Raw genomic sequence first — 21,030 nt, forward strand, 5'->3', positions numbered from 1 at the left:
CCATGCTCGCTAAGCAGGGCGTTTCCGCTAATCGTAGGATGGTTTGAATCTACGGTCGCCGAACAGTTCACCTCGTTGAACGAAAAGAGATCGGCACTATCTAGGAGAGATGCGGAAACTCGAGAAGAGCGATATCGAACTGATCAGAACGTGGGTGTTGTCGCCTGCGATGACGCTCGGGTCGTCCGTTCGAGCGAAAGGCATTCTGCAGGAAATGCAGGCCCGACTGACGGTGGCTTTGAAGAAAGCGATTAGCCTGGAGGGCAACGAGATCACGCTCGCGATGCCAGCCCGCGACAAAAACGCGTTCGACGCAGCTGCGAGGATCGTGGCCGGCGTGATGATGGAAGCCGAAACTTTTCCGGTGATCCCGCGAGAGATACAGGACATCCTCGCCATCAAGACGAGCGAGCGACATCGCTGGCTCGCGGATGGGCGTCTCAAGAGCGCCGGGACAAGAACCGTGCGGCTGAACGGCCGTGCCCGGCGGATCACCTTCCATGTCTTCGATCCGAAGGTGGTCGAGGACCTCCTCGATCGCGGGGTCGTGGAAGAGTGGCGGGTGGAGGACGCGGAGGCGAAGGCAGAGAAACGACAGAAAGCGGCCTATCAGAGGCGGCTGGCTCGATCGCTCAAAAAGAAGATGACACCGGGAGACAAGGCGGGTCATAAGGCCGACGAAGGCGCAGCCGACCTTCATGGATGGAGAGAGTTCGACCGGGATGGGTTCCTTCGATAAGCAATCGGACCCAAGGTCGTCGATAAGATGGTGCCTCCAGCGATTTCGCGAGGCTCTCCCTCCAGCGTTACGGAACGTTCTGTTGTTATCACGCAGCATCGATCGTGGCCGTGGGCCTGGGTCGACCCTTCGCGGAATGGAAGGTGGCATAGACTTCCGGCCGGGACGTCACGGAAGCCGCCCCCACCAGTATGTAGAGAAACTTCTGATTGAGGGAACAAACAGGACAAAATTCCCGTTGCTCGTCACAATAATTTCTTTGGAGGCACGTCATGAGACTCAAGCTGGCTTTAAGCGTGGTTCTAAGCGTTATCTTTACTGCGGCAGCGGCGGAAGCGCGGACCCAATTGCATCTTTACGGCACCGTTCCGGTGACGGGTAACCGTGTACTGGAGATGACCTATCAGGCAGCCCTCGACAGATGCAGTATCGAACGTTACCCATCATATGGCGACGTGGGTTTCTATGTAGGTGCCTATGGCTCCGCCCAGGTGCGCAGCTGCATGTATAGCAAGGGTTTCGTCGTAGAGAACGGTGAACCTTTCGCATACCCTGAAAAAAAAGCGACTTACCTTTCATGGTGACGAGATCACGAAACGTCGGACGGCGGACCGCCTGAGGGTTACAGCCTCGGAGTGAGGGCCGTCTTCGGAATTCACAAGTTGCTGGTCTCAGCGGCGAGTGATTTTTCAGCTGAGTGACCCGAATCCATATTGAAAATCGGCGACAGAGTATCGATTTCAGGTGATAAGCTGGAGGTCGAAATGATCTCCGTTATTTTCGCGTTGTGCGCGCTTGCGGCAACATTCTCTGCCTGTCGGTATTTCGCCGCCAAGGCTTTGCTTGTCGAAATCGAAATCGACAAGGCCATCGCAAGGCGGTTTGAATCGAGCGGAAAGGTTATCGAACTGGCGAATCTGCGAGAGGCAAATGCGGTCATGCGTAATCTTCTGCTGGACCTTCTGGAAAACGAAGCAGCTTTTCCAGTCCAGTCAGCACCTCCATCGAGGGTCGATTTGCGCAGGATGGGCGCCGCAAAGGTCCAGAGGTATCGGGAAATTCTTGCTGAAAGTCGGTACGTCTTGCAACAGCGTGGAGCCATTGGGGTCTTCGAAGACCACGGCTCATTTAAGGCCGACCAACGCAGGTCTTTAGTTTAGGAACAGCTTGCGCAGGGTCTTCAAGGGAGTGCTGTAGGAAGAAAGGCCTGAAGTTTTCCTTGTAGAGCGAACGAGGCATCTTCACGCTCATGGACCGCTTAACCCGATGCGACATTCTTGACAAACCGGTTCTGTGTTGACTCCATCTGGAATTGCCGACGTGTTTTGACTATCAGGGTAGCGCGTCGCAGCTGAAGCGAAGCAAAAAGTGTATTCGCATGAAAGCTGATAAAGGAATCCGGATGTCGATCAGTGTACAGAGAACAATTCCTGCCGAGCGGATGCGCCAGTTCCATCAGATGGTTGATCGGTGGCTGGAAGAAGGTCCGATCAAGCTCGCGACCAACGCAACAATAACCGCCATGGAGAACGCCGGCATCTCAAAGGCCGAACAGGCAGCGATCATCGAGGACCGCGACATCATCATGAAATACAATATGCGCCTCGGTGTAATCAGCGAGGTATTCGGTCCCGCCATCGAGAAGGCGGTGGGGTCGTATCGCTCGGGACGTGAAGCACAGGACGAGATCGCGCGTTTGATTTTAACTGCAATGGGTCTCCGACAGGACGATGACAGCGAACAGGTCACGTTCACCTTCACGACCCAGAGTGAGGCAGATGTATTCGAAAAAGTCACTTGAAACATCACATTCGGCCCACTGCGTTGCGTGCGGGTCAGAGCTTGGGAACGTGACCGTCAATGCGGCTGAAGAGCAGGCAAGATTAGCTCGGGGCTACCATCGATCAATGTGATCTCGTCCTGGCGAACTCATCGATTGTGCGAAGCATGTCGCTCTCGTTAATCTGCACCGACAAGGTTTCACTGTCGTGTTTGCGCGCCGCAAGAACGTTGGCGAGGGACTGCGCTTAGTCATTTCGGCTCTTCATCCTGAAACGCAGTGAGGAACAGCGAGAATCCGGAGCCAATAAATGGACGGCGGTCACTTTAGAATGGGTGATCGCTAAGACGCGCGTCCTACAAGAATTTGCCCCTTCGACAGGCGTCGACGGCGCCGGTTCTGTGTAACTTCCCCGTAATTTTCGGCGGCCATACGTCTCTGCCTCAACGGTCGATGGACTGCCGCCGTGGCGGTGAATGAAAGGACAGGCATGAAAAAGATTATCTCGGGCGTACTCGTTTGCGTGGCACTGACCGCGTGCAGCCAGACGGAAAAGGGCGCCGGCATTGGTGCGGCGAGCGGTGCTATCATCGGTGGGCTGGCAAGCGGTACCTGGGAAGGCGCAGCAGTGGGAGCCGCCGCAGGCGGCGCGGGTGGCGCTGTGATAGGCAACATCAGCGAACGTAACGACAGGACCCGCCGCGACCGCTGGGGACAACGGGATCGCCGCGACTACAGCTGCAAATACCGGGATTATTACGGTCGCTGCCGGTAGAGATTGCAGCCGGGCTGCCGCACGTCAAAGGTTAGAGTGATACCGACGAACTCCGGTTCTTCGGTTTCCGCGTCCGCGGCAGTTTTATGACATCCGGTAATCTGACGGTCATGACATCGCGAACGTCGAGTTTATCTCGACCAATGGCCGTCGTTTTGCTGTAAGGATGATCGGAAACGATAGTCCGACTTGACTGAGTAGGCGACTATGAAACTTCTACTTATCGAAGACGATCCAGAAATGACGGATGCCTTGAGGGTGGCCCTCTCGCAGCATGGCATCGTTCTTGATGCGGTTGGCGATCTGGCAACGGCGCGGGAAGCGATCGCCATGGCGGATTACGATATCGTCCTTATCGACCGGCAACTGCCTGATGGTGATGGCAGTACCTTCCTTGCGGATTTGCGTGGCGCAGGTTCAAACACGCGATCGATCATCATCTCAGCTCTGAGGTCTACCGACGAGCGCATATCCGGGCTCAATGACGGTGCTGATGATTATTTACCGAAGCCCTTCGAAATCCCCGAACTGGTCGCGAGAATGAGCGCTGTGCTGAGGCGGGTGCCGACAGCAGGCCCGTCCGTCCTGTCGGCAGGAAACGTCACCTATGATCGGGTTTCATGCGATGTGCATGTCAACGGCGTCCGGCTTGGGCTCACCCGAAGGGAACTGCTCATCATCGAGACTCTTTTGAGAAACCGCGGTCGTACCGTGTTGCGCTCGTCTCTTGAGGGGCAGGTCTATTCCTTTGACGACGAAATCCAGTCGAACTCACTGGAATCCAATATGTCTCGCCTGCGCCGAAAGCTTGGCGAAGCGGAGGCCGACATTGTTATCAAGAACATTCGTGGCATAGGCTACTACCTTCATGAGCAGAAATAGGATGACCAGCACATCCCTTCGCTGGCGATTCACTTTTGGTTTTATTGTCCTGCAGCTCTGCGCGGTCATCGCCTCGCTCAGCCTGGTTTTCTATCTCCTTTCTGGCCTCAAGCCCGATGTGGCGATCACGTCCATCTGGCTGTCTCAGGAAATCGCAGACTCGGTTCGTCTCGAGCCGAATGGCCGACCCCATCTGGTTCCGACGGCCGAGCTTAAAGAGATTATACAAGAAGCGCCTGACCTTTGGTTCGTGGCAGACCTTGGAAAAGATATTGTCCTTGCACACGGTACGCCTCCTGAGAAAATTGCCGACAACATGCCATTCCTGCGGGCGTTCAGAAGTGTCGAGCTGCATGGTGACCTGAACGATCCGCTGAGTGTCGCCCGCATGGAGCGTTTCGACACAGAGGCCGGTGAGGCAACGATTTTTGCAGGTGGTGTTTCGATGTCCCAATATGGTGTGACCGTGCTGTTGGGGAACCTTGCCATCGGCGTGCCGGCGCTGATCCTCGTCGCCATTTCCCTGATTGGCGTCCCGTTTGTCACACGCTGGGCTTTGCGGTCCTTCAGCGACCTGACCAGGCGTCTCGACAGGATCGATCTCGACACACGTGGCGCCCTGGTGGAAGAGCGGGGCTTGCCCACTGAGGTGCTTCGTTTGGTGCGCGATATCAACAGGGCGCTGCGCCGTCTCGATAGCGGATTCGAGGCGACGGAGCGCTTCTTTGTCAACGCGGCCCATGAACTTCGAACGCCGATTGCTGTCCTGCAGGTGAGAATTGATACGCTTTCACCGGGTGCGGATAAGACACACCTGCAGACTGCCATCAAGCGACTTACAGCGATCGCAAACCAGCTTCTCGACACCGAGAAGTACCGGCAGAAGCCCCAGCAGAATGCACCTGTCGATCTCAACAGCGTTGTGTCTAAGGTGGTTGCTGACCTTGCTCCTTTAGCAATCGCCGAAGGTTACGAGGTTTCGTTCGATAGCGATGCGGAAAACCTGTGCGTTCCCGGGGATGCTGAAGCTCTGGAGCGTGCATTCGTCAATCTGGTCCGTAATGCAGTCCAGTACGGAGGCGGAAGAGGACAGATATCGGTCAGTATTAAGGCTGACGGCAGCGTGACTGTCGCCGATCAGGGCTGCGGAATTGCCGGGGATAAGCAGTCGCGTATATTCGAGCCGTTCTACCGGGTCAGCCCTCACGGCTCAGGTGCGGGCCTGGGGCTCAGCATGGTCAACGAGATCGTCACCCGTCACGGCGGCTATGTTGAGCTTTCGTCCGCTCTAGGCAAGGGCAGCAAATTTGCCGTACGCTGGCGCGAGAAGCGCGTTTTCCAGCAGCGGTAGGGACCGGCGCCTGCGCCGGTGGGTCAAGGCATCTAATTCGTCGATGTTGGCTGGGCACGTCCGCAATCGCGTGATGTGTGGCGGGCGATCGCTGGCACACCATCACCATTGCAAGCATTCTGTGCCGATCGGTTGGTTTTACAGCGTTTGCCAAACGGATACGCCCGACGACCGCTCCCCGTAATTTTCAGGTAACTCTCGTGACAGAGAAAGCCCGCAAATCTCAATAGCATGGACTACGACTACATGACACGGCACATCACCCGCAAGCATTTCATCCTGGCGGCGGCAACCCTTGTCGGTATGCTGGTCGTCTGGCTCCTGTTTTTGCGTTCGCCGGCGAAGCCTGAACTGGTGACGGCGCAGGCGCGAACGGGTGACATTGAAGAGGTGGTGCTGGCGACCGGGGTTCTCGAACCGCTCGAGCTGGTGCGTGTCGGCGCCCAGGCGTCGGGTCGCATTGAGCATCTGGCTGTCAAGATCGGTGACATCGTCGAGGCTGGCCAATTGGTGGCCGAGATCGATTCTCAGACCCGGCGCAACACCTTGCGGGACCGCGAGGCCGCTTTGGCCAACATCCGCGCTGTTCACGCCGCGCGCAGCGCCGGTCTGGTGAAGGCCGAGAAGGATTTCGTGCGCGAGCGTGACCTGCTGGCAGGTGGTTCCACGCCGCGCGCCCAGTATGACGCTGCGGTTGCGATGCGAGACACAGCACGGGCTGAGGTTCAATCGCTGGACGCTCAGGTCGCCCAAGCGCAGGTCGCGCTGGAGTCTGCGGGTATAGAGCTGGACTATACCCGCATCACTGCCCCAATCGCCGGCACAGTGGTCGCGATCGTCACCGACGAGGGCCAAACCGTAAATGCCCTGCAGACCGCGCCGACGATCGTCATGATCGCACGATTGGACACAATGACGGTGCGCGCGGATATCTCCGAGGCTGACGTCGTGCGTGTACGGCGGGGCCTGCCGGTCTGGTTCAGCATTCTTGGCGATCCGAAGCGCCGTTTCGATGGGGAGTTGCGACAGGTGGAACCGGCCCCGGCCTCCATCGCCAACGAGAGCAGCAGCGCCGCTAGCCGGATTGGCTCAACCAACGGCGCGGTTTATTACACCGGGCTGATCGACGTGGCGAATGCGGATGGGGTCCTGCGACCCTCCATGACGGCGCAGGTGTCCATCGTCTTGAGCCGCGTCGGTGGCGCCGTGCTGGTTCCGCTCAGTGCAGTGGAAGGGGCGCGCCGGGCCGGTGATACGGCGCGTGTGCGCATACTGGACGCGATGGGCGAGGTCCAGATTCGACAGGTCCAGGTCGGCATCGATAACGGCGCGGACATCCAGATCCTTCGCGGTCTTCAGGCAGGCGAGACCATCGTCTTGGGAGCATCCACGGACGAACGCATGGATGGCCAGGCTCAACTGGCCGCGGCGAAGCGGTAGGGCGCGCTATGACGGAACCACTGCTCCGCGTACGTAGGGTATCCCGCTCTTTCCCCGCTGGCGACGAGATGGTGCGGGTGCTGAAAGACGTCGACCTCGACATCGAGGCCGGCGAGATGATGGCCATCATCGGGGCTTCTGGCTCCGGCAAGTCGACGCTGATGAACATCCTTGGCTGCCTCGATCGTCCGACGGACGGCAGCTACTGGATCGAAGGGCGCGAGACGTCGAAGATGTCCGTGGACGAACTGGCGACGCTACGCCGTGAGCGTTTTGGTTTCATCTTCCAGCGTTATCATCTGCTTGGCGATCTCAGCGCGGCCAGCAACGTTGAGGTGCCAGCCATCTATGCCGGACGCAGCCGATCCGACCGGCACAAGCGAGCGATCTCCTTATTGACCCGACTGGGCCTCGCCGAGCGGACGGGCAATATCCCGGGCAAGCTTTCGGGCGGCCAGCAGCAGCGGGTGTCGATCGCCCGTGCCCTGATGAATGGCGGCGAGATAATTCTGGCCGACGAACCGACCGGAGCGCTGGATACGCACAGTGGTGCCGAAGTCATGAAGATCCTTCGCGAGCTTCACGCCGAGGGGCATACCATCATCCTCGTCACTCACGACAAGAAGATCGCCGAACATGCGGATCGGGTCGTGGAGATCAGCGACGGCGTTATCATTTCCGACGAGCGAAATATATCCAAATCCGCCGCGACGGCCCGTCCCATCCGCGAGCACGCGCCGGGCGCTGGCTGGCGTGGCGCAATTGACCGGATGGCCGAGGCCTTTCGTATGGCGGGCGCGGCAATATGGGCGCACAAGATGCGCTCGCTTCTGACCATGCTCGGTATCATCATCGGTATCGCCTCGGTAGCGGCAATCTCGGCACTGGGCGTCGGCTCGCAGCAACAAATCCTAAGTAGTATCAGTTCGCTCGGCACCAACACGATCGAGGTGCGGGCAGGTAAAGGCTTCGGCGATCTGGAAGCGGGCAAGATACGGACCCTGGTTCCCGCCGATGCAGAAGCGCTGGAGAACCAGCCCTATGTCGACAGCGTGACACCAACCGTCACGACGAGCGTAACTGTCAAGCGTGCCGCCGTGGCCGTCAATGCGTCAGTCACCGGAGTTGGCGCGGACTTCTTTCGTGTACGGGGCCTTGAGCTGGCGCACGGACAACTGTTCGACGCCCAGGATGTTATCGCCTACAGCCAGAACGTGGTGATCGACGCAAGCGCCGCGCGAGACCTCTTTCCAGACCGGGTAAACCCGGTGGGGCAGGTCATCCTTCTGGGCACAATGCCGGCGAGGGTCGTAGGTGTGACGAAACGGGAAAACTCCTTCGGCCCGGCGGTTGATACGTTGACCGTCTATGCGCCTTACACAACCGTCATGGGCCGCATGCTGGGTCGTTCGAACGTCGACGGCGTAACCGTCCGTATCAGCGACGATGTCGATCCAGGCAATGTCGAGGCCGCAGTTTCGCGCCTTATCGAGCGTCGGCATGGGGCGAAAGACTTCTTCCTCACCAACTCCGCGACCATTCGCGAGACTATCGAGACCACCACACAAACCCTGACATTGCTGATTTCGTCTGTCGCCGTAATCTCGCTGATTGTCGGTGGCATCGGCGTGATGAATATCATGCTGGTGTCCGTGACCGAACGCACCAAGGAGATCGGCGTTCGTGTGGCGGTTGGCGCGCGCCGCAGCGACATCCTATCACAGTTCCTGATCGAAGCCGTCATGGTCTGCCTTGTCGGCGGCTTCATGGGAGTGATCCTCGCCCTCGGGATTAGCGCTCTTTTTAATTTACTGAGCCCAGACTTCAAAATGATCTTCTCTCCTGGGTCCATCATTGTGGCCTTCGCCTGCTCCACCCTGATCGGAATCGTCTTCGGCTTCCTTCCCGCCCGAAACGCTGCAAAGCTGGACCCGATAGAAGCCTTGGCACGCGATTGATGGCTGGAGAACTAGCTGCTTCTGAGTTCATGGCCAGATGATCGGCGATGTTCACAGTATGGTCGAACGACACTTCTGAATCAAACCGGTGCCTCCGATTCATTTCCGTCCCCGATCAAGATGCGGGTCGGCACGGCCGCATTGCCCTGAGACGGTAGCGGGTGCCATGGCTGGTAACCCCAGCCGGCCCCTCCACTTCTCCTGGATCGTAAAACAGACGATTGACCGAGTCATAGAGCAGGAAATGGTCCCCATCGACGTGAGCGACGGCCACACCATCACTCCAATCGCTGGTTGCTATCGGCGCGCCGATAGGCCAGCCGAGCGATTTCAACACCCGGCAGACGTTATCCCACCGCGTATAATGGACCGACCTGTCGCCCCAAAAGCGTCTTCGCGGGGCCGTATTCCTTCGGCGCATAACACCACCTGAGCCCATTGCGGTTGACAAAGATGATCCCGCTCAATAAGCGTCGACCATCAACGCGCTGGCGGCCATGGCTCTTGGGAAAATAGGGCCGGAGACGAGCCAACTGCTCGTCCGTCAGCCAAAACAAATTACTCATCAGTCAGGCCTCCTATACGCCCGGCTGAATCATAGCCGCCACTTCAAATCAATGGGTCCTGAACCTACGGCTGTCGGTTCGATCCCTTACAAGGCGAACGATTTTACAAGTCTCTGTGCGCTCAGGCCTCCGCAACCGAATCCTGTAAATTCGACGAGTCCACGATCTTAACATCAAGCTCCTCCTCATATGAGTCGAGGAGCTTTTTTGCTTCTCCTTCGTCTCTATCTCGCCAGCCTCCAGCTTCTCGATGAAATCAGCATGCACCTCTGCGACGAAGCGGTGTTCCCCCAGGTCCAGCACGTCCATTTGCCCGAGGATGGAGGAGATCAGGCCGTGGATTTCGAGGGTAATCCTACCGCCGCTGCTCTGATTGATGAACGGATAGCAACCGCCGTCCGTCGCTCGCTCGACTTTTCTGCCAGTGGGGGCGTGGGTAGAATTGCGGGGAAAGGCGATTCTTTATCAATTTTAGGCCTTACGTTTGCGCCTACGCAACTACCGAGACAACAGTTCGAATTTTTCGCGTACCCAATGGTGCCCAGGAGTGGCCAGTGTATCTGCCGGTAAACTGATCGATCACGATCGCGTGGGGCCGACGGTTCGATTCACATCTAAACCTTCATGCTTTTCAATCCCTCGGTTTTCCCAGGATCCAATAGCCGATTGCCGTGATGGAATCTTTGGGCATGCCTCGCTCGTCGCATAGAAGCCGGCGGACCGCTGTCGTGACCTTTGCTTCTCCCGCAACCCATATATATCCGATACCCGCTGGGAGCTGAACGGCTTGGGCGATCTCGAGCAGGTTTGTCGATCCTGGAATGTTGCCGAATCCGGTGTGCCAATTCATGTCGCAAAGCGCGTCGAGGTCGAGCAGCGCGTCATGCATGTCCGGGATCTCGATATGAGAGACACATGGGCGATTACATTTCTTCTCGGCAAGTATCCTTGCGGCCGCGGGCAATCCTGTTGCGTCGGCAATGAGAATTATCCATTCGGCATCGTCAGGCGGTGCATATTTGCCCTGCGGACTGGTGACGCCGATCTCGTCACCCGGGCGTGCCAAACGAGCCCAATCCGAGGCCAGTCCACCGTCATGGACCACGAAATCGACAGTAACGGAGGCCGTTTCCTCGTTCACCTGCCTGATCGTGTAAGGTCTAAGGCGCGACCTTGGCAGGTCGGTCGGCATCTGCCAACGGTCATCAACCAGCCGAGGCATCGTGACTTTCCCGTTCTCCGCTGGAAAAACCAGCCGCACCCATTCATCCGGAAATCCGCTCGATTGAAACTGCGCCATATCCCCGCCGCCGATTTCAACGCGTATCATTGATGGTGTCAGCCAATGCTTGTCGAGAACTTCGGCGCGGTAACATTGTTTCATGGAGTAGGGTCTCCCGTTTCAAGTGTTGGTCTGGATTCAACGTCGCTGGCGAATGGAATAGAGGAATAGTGGCCCACCGATCAGGGCGGTCAGGAGCCCGGCGGGCATCTGCCACGGAAAGATCAGCGTCCGGCCGAGCCAATCGGCAACAAGCATCAAGGCGCCTCCGGTAAAAGCGGAGGCAAAGATCTGGGGCAAAGGACGATGGATACCGAATTGCCGCACCATGTGGGGGGCCAGGAGGCCGACAAAGGTTGCAGGCCCTACGATGATTGTCGCTGCGGCGGTCGAAATTGCGCTGTAGAGGATGATGGCGCCCCGTGTTGCCGATACGGGCAGTCCAAGAGCGCGGGCATTGTCTTCTCCGAGCTCCAGTACCTCCAGGCAACGACTGAACAGCGGCACCACGGCCATTGCCAGGGTTGCGGCGGCTGCCACGAGCATGGCCTGATCCTGCGTTACACGATGGGTCGAACCGGAAAACCATGTCAGAAGCAGGCCGCGTGCGGGTCCTCCCATGGCAATCACAAAGGAACCTATGGCACCGACGATCGAAGAAAGGGCTATGCCGATCAGGATGATTCTGTCTGGGGCAAAGTTGGCGCGTCTGGCGAGAATGACGATCGCGGATGTCACGAGGAGCGAACCGATGGCACATGCAGTGAATAGGTCGCCCGAGGTGAATGTCGTAGAGACGAAAAGAAGCGCGATTGCTCCGAGTGTTGCGCCGGCGGATATTCCCATAACCTCCGGGCTTGCCATCGGATTAGCTGTTACGCGCTGAACGAGAACACCACTAATGCCGAGAAGAATGCCGGCTGAGAGCGAAGCCTCGACCCGCATGAGGCGCCAACGTTTGATCACCTCGATATCGGTGCACCATTCCCATCCCGCCGGGCCGCGGGCAAATGCGAGGCTCACGGCGAGCACGGCGACCATAATGAGAAAAATACCGAGCAGATGCCGCGGCCTGATCAGGACGCGTGGGAATGTCATCTGCCTCGCGACTGATTGCAACGTGCGGGATCTCGTTCTGGATAGAAGCACAAGCAATACCGGCGCACCCAGAAGCGATGCGAATGTGCCTGTCGGGAATTGGCCGTTCAAAAAGGCCGGTAATTGCACGATCTGATCGGCCAGCACGAGGAGCAGGCCTCCTAGAAGAGGTGCCCAAAGGACGAGCGTGCGCAACTCCCGTGCTCCGAGCGCACGGGCAAGGGCCGGCACTGCAAGGCCGATGAAGCCGATCGTGCCGATCGTGGCAACTACCGTTCCTGACATGATAATGGCGATGGCGAGCGATATGCCGCGCAGCCATGCTGGTTTCATCCCGAGCGAAATGACGACCGTATCCTCCATTTCGAGAAGGCGAAGGGCTCGGCACAGAAAGGCGGTGATCGCCCATCCGAGGAACAGGCATAGACCAAGGCAGAGCGCAGGTATCCAGCCGGTTTGTTCCAGCCGTCCGGTTTGCCATTGTGCGAGATCCTCGCTCCGTTCCGGATAGAGAAGGATGATGATTGCGCAAATCGTGCCGAGAGTTAGATTGACGACGAGGCCCGCGAGAATGATTACGATCGGAGATCGTTCCGCGCGCAAACAGATACCAAATACCCCCGCGGTGGCAAGTGCAGCGCCGGCTATGGCTATCGGGCCCTGGCCGATACCGAGTAGGCCGGGGGCCCATACCAGGGATGCGAGCAAGGCTGCCTGCGCACCCGCCGACGTTCCAAGTGTCGTCGGCTCGGCCAGCGGATTGCGGAGAGATTGCTGGAACAGCAGACCCGATAGGGAAAGCGCCGTCCCGCAGAGAAATGCAACGGCCAGACGCGGAAGTGCGGCCCAGGCGAAAAGAAGCTGCTGTATTGATTCCGACTGCTGCAATGACAGGGCATTGAGCCACTCAGATACGGGCAGGACGCGTTGGAGATTGATTGCTGCCAGCAGGAGGCTGAGCAACCCGACCAGCAGCACGAAAAAGGGAAGTGGGGACGATATTCGGGAGCGTCGTTCGAGTGCCTTTGCCATGTTATGTCGCCTTGTCGAACGTATCAGCCAGCCATTCTGCAAAGGTCGTCGCTGACAGCAATCCGCCGAAAACCGAGATCGGCGGCGAGATATGAATACGGCCCGCGCGCACGGCCGGCATCGACGCCCAGAAAATGTTGCGTTCGAGCCGCGACAGCATCTCGGTCGTCCGATCGTTCTGATTGAGGATCACGATTGACGCATCGGGAGACTGGAGCAGTTTTTCCGCTCCGATCGAGGCGAAACCAAAGCCGTTTACGGGGCCTTGCCAGGCATTCTGCAGACCGACATGCATCAATGCGCTGTCTGGCAGGCTGCCGGCAGCGTAGACGTTTACGAAACGGCTGGTACTGCGCAGATTAAGAAGAAACACGGGTTGCGGTGATGTTTGGCCGGTGATCCGTTGTAGGCGCGCTTCCAGTTTCCTTATCGCGGAAGGCTCTGACATTGTTGTTAGTTCATTGAGGACGCTTTCGCCAAAGCTCCTGGCCTTCTCTATCGGATCGCCACCGTTACCGTGGATGTCGCAAAGACGAACCGTGGCGATTTGGTCAAGCTGGGCGCGTGACAGGCTGCTCCACGATGGAAGATAAATCAGGTCAGGTTTCAAGCGATCGAGAAGCTCGAAGTTCGGCTCCCAGGTCGAGCCCAGATCTATGGTGCCGGCCGTGTCCGGAAGATGTGCGAAACTGGCGCGAAACCCCGCAAGGTCTGCAATCGCAATCGGCGTTATCCCGACTGCAATCAAGGTTTCTGCAGCGGCCCAGTCAATGGCGGCGACGCGCGGGGCGACAGAAGACGCCGCGCGCGCCGTAAGGCCTTGCAAAAGAAATGCCGCCGCACCGAAAATGACGGTGCGTCTGCAAATACGACCTTGCAGATGATACTTGGATTTTACCACTGGTAGCTGAGCTTGCCGAAAATGGTTCTCTGCGAACCATAGTTGCAGCCGTTGCTGGTGAAGCATCCGGGCACGTAATACTTGTCGAACAGGTTGCTGACGTTGATCGACGCGCTCAACCCCTTGGCTTCCGGAAACTTTTTGCCGAAGTCATAGCGGAGTGCAAGGTCAACGAGTGTGAACCCCGGCACCTTGAAGGTGTTATCGTCATTGCCCCAGGTCTCGCCGATATAGCGCACACCGGCACCAACACTGAGACCTTCCAGCGCTTCATGCTGTAACTCGTAATTCACCCAGAGCGACGCCGCATGGCGGGGAACACGGTAAGGCGTGTTCCCGAGCTGACTTGCCGTTTTTGTTTCCGTGATCTCTGCATCCGTGTAGGTATAGGCTGCCGCGAGGCTGATGCCGTTATCAAGATTGGAAACGGCCTCGAATTCCAAACCACGGGCGCGGATTTCACCGGTCTGCAGGGTATAGCGCGGATCGGCAGGATCGTAGGTCTGGACGTTCTGGCGTGCGAGATCGAAGGCGCTCACGGTGAATATGCCATCAAAGCCATCTGGCTGATACTTGATGCCAACCTCCCATTGCTGGGCCGTTTCTGGAACGAACACATTGCCGAGGCTGTCGGTGCCGACGACAGGGTTGAAGGACTCGGAATAGCTGGCGTAGGGCGCAATGCCGCCGTCAAAGAGATACGTCAGACCGGCCTTTTTGGTGAAGGCATGATCGTTTTGTTTGGTCGACGTTCCGGCGATGAGGTTTTCCGTATCGCGCCACGCCCAGTCCTGCCTCATGCCGAGTGTCAGAATGAGATTGTCGAGCTTGAGTTGATCCTGAACGTACAGACCTGCCTGAGACGCGTCGATGTCCGAAAGTGACTTGGTCGAATAGACGTTAGTGTTGACGGACGATCCGTAGACGGGGTTGTAGATATCGATCGCGCTTGCAGTGCCGCGCTGCTCCAACCAGCGTGATGTGCCCCAGAGATAATCCAGACCGACGATCGCCTTGTGTTCAATCGGACCGGTGTCGAAATCGAACCGGAAGCGGCTGTCGACGGCAATGCCGTCGTTTTCAATGTCACGCAGGTTATAGGTGCGGTTGAGCAACCGGTTGTCCACCAGCGCGCCGCTGGCCTGCAGGTACTGGCGATGGTTGGACATATGTGTGTAGCGAAAATTCTGCTCGAACTTTACGGTATCGTTGAAACGATGTTCGAACTCGTACCCGACCGCTGTTCGTTCGGATGTCTCATATTCCCAATCCGGTTCGCCGAGGAACCGGCTGAATGGGATGTGGCCGTTCGGATTCGGCAAGAGAACGGCGGTGGCCGGAACCTGCGCGTAGAAATCTCCCTCGTTGCGCTGATAGGAACCGAGAACGGTCAGCTTGGTATCCTCATTCGGCGCCCAGGTGATACTCGGGGCAAAGTAGCGGCGATTGTTTTCAACGTAGTCGACCTGTGTATCGGCCTCACGCACCATGCCGACCATGCGGTACATGATGTTTTTTTCTTCCGTCGTGCCGCCAACATCGAAACCGCCTTGATAATGATCGAAGCTGCCGACCGTTGCTTCGACTTCATTGACCGGGTTTTCTGTCGGTCGTTTGGAAACCACATTGATCAATCCGCCCGGAGCCTGCTGACCATAAAGAACGGAAGAGGGCCCCTTGAGAACCTCGACACGTTCAAGGCCGTATGGTTCGACAGCGAAGAATCCGAAATAGCCGGGGGTGACGGACCTAAGGCCGTCCTGATACATTTCCAGACTGCTCTGCTGGAAGCCGCGAAGATAGAGCGGATTGTCCATCATTTGCGCGCCGCTCGTTTCCGATCGGACACCTGCAGTATAGCGAAGCGCTTCGTTGACGCTCTGTGCCGCCTGATCTTCGATGCGGTCGGCGGTCACAACGGACACCGCCTGTGGCGTTTCGAGGATCGAGATGTCACCCTTCATTGCCGAGGAGGCGTTTCTTGCCACATAGCCGTCGACCGGGCCGAAGGCACTCTCGCCGGATACGACGATCGGTGCAAGGTTTGTGGAGCCGCCCCCTGCATCTGCTGTGCCGGCGGCCGCAGGCGAAATGACAATTGTTCTGGAATTGGTGAAACTATAGCTCAGGCCGGAGCCTGAAAGGATGCGCGCGATGGCTGTATCGGCCGACAGGCGCCCGCTGACGCCGGGAGACTGTTTGGCTGTTGCATTCGATGGGGCATAGGTGACCTGAATGCCGGACTGGCGACCAAAGGCAGCCAGAGCTTGGTTCAAAGGTCCGGGTGCGATTGAGTACGTCGTTTCGGCGGTCTGCGCGATGGCAGGTTTTTCCGCCGTCATCGTCACGATTGCCGCAACCGACGACAACAGCAGCGTTACTGCCGAAACTCGACCTCGATGCCTGTAATCGACATCCAATTTGCCCCAAAGTCCCATAGGTGCCCCTTCAAAATACGCAGTTTCAAGGCGCGATGAAGCTTTTTCATCGGCGCCCCGATACAGAAAACGGAAGGGGCCGCAAAATTTTCTCTTTTTTCTCAAGTTTTTTTAGAATGCCGAAATTATGGTGAGATAAGGGGATAATTCCCTGACCTTGCCGCCATAGGGTCGGACGACGGCTTCGAGCGCCAGATCCGGGTTTCTGAGGTCATAGACACCGCTGACCGGCTGGATTCCCAGGTCCGTGTCCGCAATCAGCACCCGGCCACGTTTCCAGCGGGCGATCCTTGTCACAACGGTAGTGATCTTCTCTTTTTCGACAACGATCATGCCGTCACGCCAACTGCCAATCTGGCCGACATCACGTGTTCCGGTGGAAAGCGTTCCGTCGGATGTCGAAAGGCTTAGCCAGTCTCCGGCATTCAAGGTCATAGCTGGCCGTTTGATCTCGGGCGGCAGGTCGGCCCGAACGATCCCGTGGCTCACCGAAAGATTGAACTGGCCGCCGTCTTCGCTGATATCGAAGGCGGTACCGAGTGCCGTGGCGATCATGGTGTCCATCTGAACGGCAAATGGACGTGCGCTGTCTCTGGCGACTTCAAAAAATGCCATGCCCTGGATCAGTTCGACGTCGCGTCGTGTGCTGTCGATGCGAGAGGCTATGGCACTGTCTGGCCCAAGCGTCGCGATGCTGCCATCGGCAAGTTCCACGCGTTTGATTTCCGCAGTCGAAGTGATGACATCGGCGCGCGCCTGAAGGATCAGGCCGGGAGCGGAATAGCCGGCCGCCATTAGTGCCCCAGCGCCGAGGAGACCACCGACGACAAGGGTGCGACGCGATATCGAATAGGCATTGCTGCGTTCGGTTCGACGTTTGTCCGTCAGAAGCTTGCCTGTCATGCCGTGGATTTCGAGCGCCTCTGCAAAAACCTGGCGATGCAGATCGCTGCGACCAAGCCAACGGGTTGCAACGTCAAGCGCCACCGGATTGTCCGGATCGCTCTTGATACGGATCAGTATATCCACCGCTTCTTCGAACAGCCGATCCTCGTCGGTTTCATCATCACTCAACGACATTTTTCCCCACACGATTTCTGCGCCATTTCCGGTCCCGCATAGGGGATAACGAATGAAAAGGCGGCTTTTTCTGCAGTCTGACGCGGAATGTTAGACATCCTTCAGCCGTGCGCGGATGTGGCGATAGGCCTCGCGGATGAGAGACCAGGTTCGGGTGGTCGAAAGCCCGATCGTCTCTGCGACCTCGGCGATGGTCATTTCCTCCAGCCGGTAAAGTTCAAACGCCCTGCGTGTCCGTTCGGGCAGTTCCGCGAGTGCTGCATCCGAGAGTGCCAGACGCTGTTTGTCGTAGACGACAGTTTCCGCAGACGGCTTGGGGTCGGCAACCGCGTTGGCCTTGGCCTCCGAGACCTGGCTGAAAGGCGCCTTGCTTTCTCGTCTACGGTGATCAATCAGGACATTGCGGGAAATTTGGAAAATATAGGCGCGCGGGTTGTGTTCCAGGGCGGTCGGCTTGGCCGTTATCAGCCTTAGAAAACTGTCCTGCGTCAGATCTGCGGCGGTGTCCTCCGTCAGGCCACGGTTACGCAGGAAGCTTCGAAGCTCCTTCGAGTAGCGCTCAAACAGGTCTTGAATATCCCAAACCATCACAAATGGGCCATCGACACTGGGTTCAAATGGACGCAACCGGGCACGGCAGAACTCAACCAAGTCACAGACGGCAACACATAGCTTAGGCGGGGCAGTTAAACTAGGGGGTATTGCTCATGTTTTTATGTGGCCGGACTTGAGCATCTAGATATTTGTTTATCGCACAGGCATCCAAGAATGCGGCCTAAGACATGGAAAATAAGAAAGATCAGTCGTTTAGAGAACGCGGCGCGCAGTGGTCGAAGGTTCGATTTAGTTCAAGAGCTTGGCCCTCAACAGCCATTCTCGAACCCACAGCTCGCGATGCAGTCAGCAGGAAAACAGCGCTATCTGGATCAGTGCATACACTTGCTGAAAGGCAGGGATGGGCATTGCCATTTCGGCAACATAGCCTGCTAAACATTGGTCTGTTCAAGAACGCATTCCTTTGACACTATGCCAAAAAGGAGCAATTTCAATGGCATATATCGTCACGGAGCCTTGTATCGACGTCAAGGATGGAGCCTGTGCGCAGGTCTGTCCGGTGGATTGTATCTATGAGGGTGGCCGGATGTTTTACATTCATCCCGATGAGTGCATTAACTGCGGGCTTTGCCTGTCTGTCTGTCCCGTCGATGCCATTCTTTCGGATGACGCCGCAGCTGGTCGAATGGATTTTATGGCTATCAACCGCGACTTCTTCGGTGCCGATATTAGTAATATTGGCTCACCCGGGGGGTGGGAAAAGTGGCGTTCTACCACCATGGATCATCCGCAGGTGGAGCAGTTCGGACGATAGGGGGCTTCAGGCAGAGCTATGCGCCGGCCATCTGTTCACGATAATACCGACGGGCCGCATCGGAGAGTGACTTTGCCAGACCACGCTGCTTTTCGAGCCGTGGCAGATCGGCTTTTGCCTGAGCGCGGAGTTCGCTGCGGGCATTATCAAAATCCACATTGACGAGCTTGCGATCTCTCATCACGGTCGACCCATCGACAACCAGCCCTCGGGCATACCGGCCGGTCATTCGCGTCATGAGCGTCTCAGGCACATCGACATCCGTGAAAATCGCGTCCTGCGTCAGACCACGATAGTCGATACAGACAAGGTCTCGGGCGGGGGGTGCATTGATAACCTGTGCTGCGTGATGAATGGCGGCTTTCAATGTGGTCTGCGCTGTCATTTTCTCATCCAGGTCGCACCCTGCCTGCAGAAGGCGAAAAAGTCTCATCTCACGCCAGAGATCCTGATCATCATCCAGGCTCGTTCCGTCAAGACCAATGGCGACTTTCAGACCGGCGCGCATCGCATCTGATGCAGGTGCGATACCTGAACGCAGGCGGAGATTGGCAGACGGGTTCGAAACCAGTTGGACGCCGCGTTCGGCGAGCAGTTCACATTCGGCCTGTGTCAGTTGCACGCCATGCGCGACGGCAAGCCGCGGAGACAGAAAGCCAATATCATCGAGATATCTGACGACGCCATTCGGAAACCGGCGGTCGAGCCAGGCGCGTTGCCGTGGGCTTTCCAGCAGGTGCATGTGCACACGGCGGTTATTGTTTGAAGATGCATCTGCGATGGCTTCAAGCAGGGCATTCGAACACCACTGCGGCCCGATCGGTCCATACTGGATATCAAACAGCCCCCCTTTATTTTCGGCTGCGACAATATCCACAGCCTCCAGCTGGCGCGCAATCGAAGCGTAGCGTGGGATGGTGTCCTCAACTGCGTCCCATTCGTCTGCCGACATAAAAGGCCTGAGCCGCGGTGGACCGCCGCCATAGGCCCACGGATCGAAGTCGAGCATGGGACAGGAAAGAGCAAGCCGGATGCCAACATCCGACGCCGCCTTGCACACAAGCGCGGCCTCGGTGATCAGGCTTTCCGCATTCAGCGAGTTGTGGCAATGCATCGTTCCGCCAACGCCATTCAGAGCAAGTCGGGAGAAGGCGACGAGTGCTTCCAGATAAGGGTCAGTGCGTGGGCGCAGGCGTAGCCGAGGAATCCAAACTTCCAGTGCGTCATCGAATGCAGCAAAATCGAGTGTCCGGATGCCGTAGCCGTGGTCATGTGCGTTGATCGGAGCTGGCATGATCAGGTCGCCGCCGCGTGCGCCTGACCGGTCTGAAACAGAAGCGTCCTGCACGTCTTCAAGTGTGGGGTTACCCTTGGCCGGCACGTGCAATAGGCTCAGTTGCATCAGGCTATTCCCCTATGTAGACTTTTAATCTGGATGTGAATTCTTCAAGTTCGGTGCTTAGATACTCGATCACCAGCTCGGTCGCACGGGTCAGTTGTCGACGCCGTGGCGTGACGATGCCGACCTCGATATCATTAACGCGCGAGCCGGATATGCGGATCGCGACAACCTCGCCAGCCTCCAGTTCACGAAGAAAACCAAGCGGGGTGAAGAATGCCACTCCTGCACCCGAAAGGATCAGCGGTTTCAGCATCATCTGGCTATTGGTGGCCACGAACGTCCGGCTGACACGATCGAGTGCGCCGAGTTCGACCGCGACCATAGAACTCATCACCTCGTTATCGAGCTGTAGTAAAAGCGGAAACTGGGCGCATTCCTGTAGGGTAAGGCTCTTTTGTCTGGATAGCGGGTGGTGCGCGGCAACGATTGCCATCAACGGCATTTTGACGCTGAAGACACACTCGATATCGTTGGGTCGCGCCAGATCGAATGTGACGCCGATGTCGCAGTCGCCCTCTGTCAAAAACCGGAAGATGTTGTTGTAGCTCTCTGTTCGGACGCGGAAATCGATCGCGGGGTGGCGTGTGTGGAACCCACGCACCAATTCCGGCAAAAACTGCACTGTCAGACTGTCAAGACAGGCTATGTGAACCCGTCCGGTTTTCTTGCCTGTCAGGTCGCCAAGATCGGATCTCATGATCGAATAGTCGTGTAACGTTTCGCGGGCATGGCGGAGCACGATTTCACCCGCCATGGTCAGCCGGAGACCATCGGAGAACCGCTCGAACAGCGGAGTTCCCAGCTCATCCTCCAGCTTCTTGATTTGTCGGCTCAGGGCGGATGTCGCGACGTTCAACTCTTCCGACGCCTTTCGGATAGAGCCGGATCGCGCGACTTCCGTAAAATATTTCAGGATACTTGCATGCATGCTTATCTC

General features: G+C 57.4%; 18 protein-coding genes and 1 pseudogene. 10 read left to right on the forward strand and 9 right to left on the reverse strand.

Annotated elements, in window-relative coordinates:
- Positions 1-109: 109 nt before the first annotated feature.
- From ACQZ48_RS23075 to ACQZ48_RS23115, 9 genes are all read left to right on the forward strand, one after another.
- A complete protein-coding gene (locus ACQZ48_RS23075) occupies positions 110-739 on the forward strand; it encodes a hypothetical protein (protein ID WP_448729528.1) in 630 nt (209 codons plus the stop codon).
- A 272-nt stretch (positions 740-1,011) separates the two neighbouring features.
- Positions 1,012-1,323, forward strand: coding sequence for a hypothetical protein (locus tag ACQZ48_RS23080; protein WP_448729529.1), 312 nt, complete (start codon positions 1,012-1,014; stop codon positions 1,321-1,323).
- A 129-nt stretch (positions 1,324-1,452) separates the two neighbouring features.
- The gene (locus ACQZ48_RS23085; protein WP_448729530.1) at positions 1,453-1,899 is read left to right on the forward strand and encodes a hypothetical protein; all 447 of its coding nucleotides are present in this window, start codon (positions 1,453-1,455) and stop codon (positions 1,897-1,899) included.
- A 218-nt stretch (positions 1,900-2,117) separates the two neighbouring features.
- Positions 2,118-2,540, forward strand: a complete 423-nt coding sequence (locus tag ACQZ48_RS23090; RefSeq protein WP_448729531.1) for a hypothetical protein — start codon at positions 2,118-2,120, stop codon at positions 2,538-2,540.
- Positions 2,541-3,009: 469 nt separating this feature from the next.
- On the forward strand, positions 3,010-3,294 hold the full coding sequence (locus ACQZ48_RS23095; protein WP_448729532.1) for a YMGG-like glycine zipper-containing protein: 285 nt from the start codon (positions 3,010-3,012) through the stop codon (positions 3,292-3,294).
- Positions 3,295-3,501: 207 nt separating this feature from the next.
- The gene (locus ACQZ48_RS23100) at positions 3,502-4,176 is read left to right on the forward strand and encodes a response regulator transcription factor (RefSeq protein ID WP_173991717.1); all 675 of its coding nucleotides are present in this window, start codon (positions 3,502-3,504) and stop codon (positions 4,174-4,176) included.
- Position 4,177: 1 nt separating this feature from the next.
- Positions 4,178-5,527: a sensor histidine kinase gene (locus ACQZ48_RS23105; protein ID WP_448729533.1), complete on the forward strand. Its 1,350-nt coding sequence runs from the start codon at positions 4,178-4,180 to the stop codon at positions 5,525-5,527.
- A 231-nt stretch (positions 5,528-5,758) separates the two neighbouring features.
- The gene (locus tag ACQZ48_RS23110) at positions 5,759-6,967 is read left to right on the forward strand and encodes an efflux RND transporter periplasmic adaptor subunit (protein ID WP_448729534.1); all 1,209 of its coding nucleotides are present in this window, start codon (positions 5,759-5,761) and stop codon (positions 6,965-6,967) included.
- A gap of 8 nt (positions 6,968-6,975) precedes the next feature.
- Entirely contained in the window at positions 6,976-8,925 is a 1,950-nt protein-coding gene (locus tag ACQZ48_RS23115; RefSeq protein ID WP_448729535.1) for a MacB family efflux pump subunit, read from the forward strand.
- Positions 8,926-9,302: 377 nt separating this feature from the next.
- Here the strand turns inward: ACQZ48_RS23115 and ACQZ48_RS23120 are convergent.
- From ACQZ48_RS23120 to ACQZ48_RS23150, 7 genes and pseudogenes are all read right to left on the reverse strand, one after another.
- A pseudogene (locus ACQZ48_RS23120) lies at positions 9,303-9,491 on the reverse strand (transposase); the annotation flags it as partial.
- A 631-nt stretch (positions 9,492-10,122) separates the two neighbouring features.
- On the reverse strand, positions 10,123-10,875 hold the full coding sequence (locus ACQZ48_RS23125) for a siderophore-interacting protein (RefSeq protein ID WP_269824985.1): 753 nt from the start codon (positions 10,873-10,875) through the stop codon (positions 10,123-10,125).
- 36 nt (positions 10,876-10,911) lie between these two features.
- Positions 10,912-12,903: a Fe(3+)-hydroxamate ABC transporter permease FhuB gene (gene fhuB, locus ACQZ48_RS23130; RefSeq protein ID WP_448729536.1), complete on the reverse strand. Its 1,992-nt coding sequence runs from the start codon at positions 12,901-12,903 to the stop codon at positions 10,912-10,914.
- Between the two features lies 1 nt (position 12,904).
- Positions 12,905-13,804 carry an ABC transporter substrate-binding protein gene (locus ACQZ48_RS23135; protein ID WP_448729537.1) on the reverse strand — a complete coding sequence of 300 codons (900 nt, stop codon included), beginning with the start codon at positions 13,802-13,804 and terminating at the stop codon, positions 12,905-12,907.
- Positions 13,798-16,347: a TonB-dependent siderophore receptor gene (locus ACQZ48_RS23140; RefSeq protein WP_448729538.1), complete on the reverse strand. Its 2,550-nt coding sequence runs from the start codon at positions 16,345-16,347 to the stop codon at positions 13,798-13,800. Before ACQZ48_RS23140 ends, ACQZ48_RS23135 begins: the two co-directional genes overlap by 7 nt.
- 6 nt (positions 16,348-16,353) lie before the next feature.
- Positions 16,354-17,322: a FecR family protein gene (locus ACQZ48_RS23145; RefSeq protein ID WP_448729539.1), complete on the reverse strand. Its 969-nt coding sequence runs from the start codon at positions 17,320-17,322 to the stop codon at positions 16,354-16,356.
- A 90-nt stretch (positions 17,323-17,412) separates the two neighbouring features.
- Complete coding sequence (locus ACQZ48_RS23150; RefSeq protein ID WP_173991727.1) at positions 17,413-17,910, reverse strand: RNA polymerase sigma factor; 498 nt, start codon at positions 17,908-17,910, stop codon at positions 17,413-17,415.
- 460 nt (positions 17,911-18,370) lie between these two features.
- Here ACQZ48_RS23150 and ACQZ48_RS23155 point away from each other — a divergent pair, with 460 nt between their 5' ends.
- On the forward strand, positions 18,371-18,691 hold the full coding sequence (locus tag ACQZ48_RS23155; protein ID WP_448729540.1) for a 4Fe-4S dicluster domain-containing protein: 321 nt from the start codon (positions 18,371-18,373) through the stop codon (positions 18,689-18,691).
- 16 nt (positions 18,692-18,707) lie between these two features.
- Here the strand turns inward: ACQZ48_RS23155 and ACQZ48_RS23160 are convergent, their stop codons facing one another.
- Both ACQZ48_RS23160 and ACQZ48_RS23165 read right to left on the reverse strand, forming a co-directional pair.
- On the reverse strand, positions 18,708-20,093 hold the full coding sequence (locus ACQZ48_RS23160) for an amidohydrolase family protein (protein ID WP_448729541.1): 1,386 nt from the start codon (positions 20,091-20,093) through the stop codon (positions 18,708-18,710).
- 4 nt (positions 20,094-20,097) lie between these two features.
- Positions 20,098-21,021 carry a LysR family transcriptional regulator gene (locus tag ACQZ48_RS23165; protein WP_137412167.1) on the reverse strand — a complete coding sequence of 308 codons (924 nt, stop codon included), beginning with the start codon at positions 21,019-21,021 and terminating at the stop codon, positions 20,098-20,100.
- Positions 21,022-21,030: the final 9 nt, after the last annotated feature.

The organism is Agrobacterium sp. 22-209-1 (genome assembly GCF_053522485.1).

Excerpts from the sequence above, each read along its gene's own strand:
- ACQZ48_RS23095 (WP_448729532.1), top strand. The coding sequence starts at position 3,010 with ATGAAAAAGATTATCTCGGGCGTACTCGTTTGCGTGGCACTGACCGCG.
- ACQZ48_RS23090 (WP_448729531.1), top strand. The coding sequence starts at position 2,118 with ATGAAAGCTGATAAAGGAATCCGGATGTCGATCAGTGTACAGAGAACA.
- ACQZ48_RS23165 (WP_137412167.1), bottom strand. The coding sequence starts at position 21,021 with ATGCATGCAAGTATCCTGAAATATTTTACGGAAGTCGCGCGATCCGGC.
- ACQZ48_RS23080 (WP_448729529.1), top strand. The coding sequence starts at position 1,012 with ATGAGACTCAAGCTGGCTTTAAGCGTGGTTCTAAGCGTTATCTTTACT.
- ACQZ48_RS23155 (WP_448729540.1), top strand. The coding sequence starts at position 18,371 with ATGGCATATATCGTCACGGAGCCTTGTATCGACGTCAAGGATGGAGCC.
- ACQZ48_RS23110 (WP_448729534.1), top strand. The coding sequence starts at position 5,759 with ATGGACTACGACTACATGACACGGCACATCACCCGCAAGCATTTCATC.
- fhuB (WP_448729536.1), bottom strand. The coding sequence starts at position 12,903 with ATGGCAAAGGCACTCGAACGACGCTCCCGAATATCGTCCCCACTTCCC.
- ACQZ48_RS23145 (WP_448729539.1), bottom strand. The coding sequence starts at position 17,322 with ATGTCGTTGAGTGATGATGAAACCGACGAGGATCGGCTGTTCGAAGAA.
- ACQZ48_RS23125 (WP_269824985.1), bottom strand. The coding sequence starts at position 10,875 with ATGAAACAATGTTACCGCGCCGAAGTTCTCGACAAGCATTGGCTGACA.
- ACQZ48_RS23105 (WP_448729533.1), top strand. The coding sequence starts at position 4,178 with ATGACCAGCACATCCCTTCGCTGGCGATTCACTTTTGGTTTTATTGTC.
- ACQZ48_RS23100 (WP_173991717.1), top strand. The coding sequence starts at position 3,502 with ATGAAACTTCTACTTATCGAAGACGATCCAGAAATGACGGATGCCTTG.
- ACQZ48_RS23160 (WP_448729541.1), bottom strand. The coding sequence starts at position 20,093 with ATGCAACTGAGCCTATTGCACGTGCCGGCCAAGGGTAACCCCACACTT.
- ACQZ48_RS23150 (WP_173991727.1), bottom strand. The coding sequence starts at position 17,910 with ATGGTTTGGGATATTCAAGACCTGTTTGAGCGCTACTCGAAGGAGCTT.
- ACQZ48_RS23115 (WP_448729535.1), top strand. The coding sequence starts at position 6,976 with ATGACGGAACCACTGCTCCGCGTACGTAGGGTATCCCGCTCTTTCCCC.
- ACQZ48_RS23075 (WP_448729528.1), top strand. The coding sequence starts at position 110 with ATGCGGAAACTCGAGAAGAGCGATATCGAACTGATCAGAACGTGGGTG.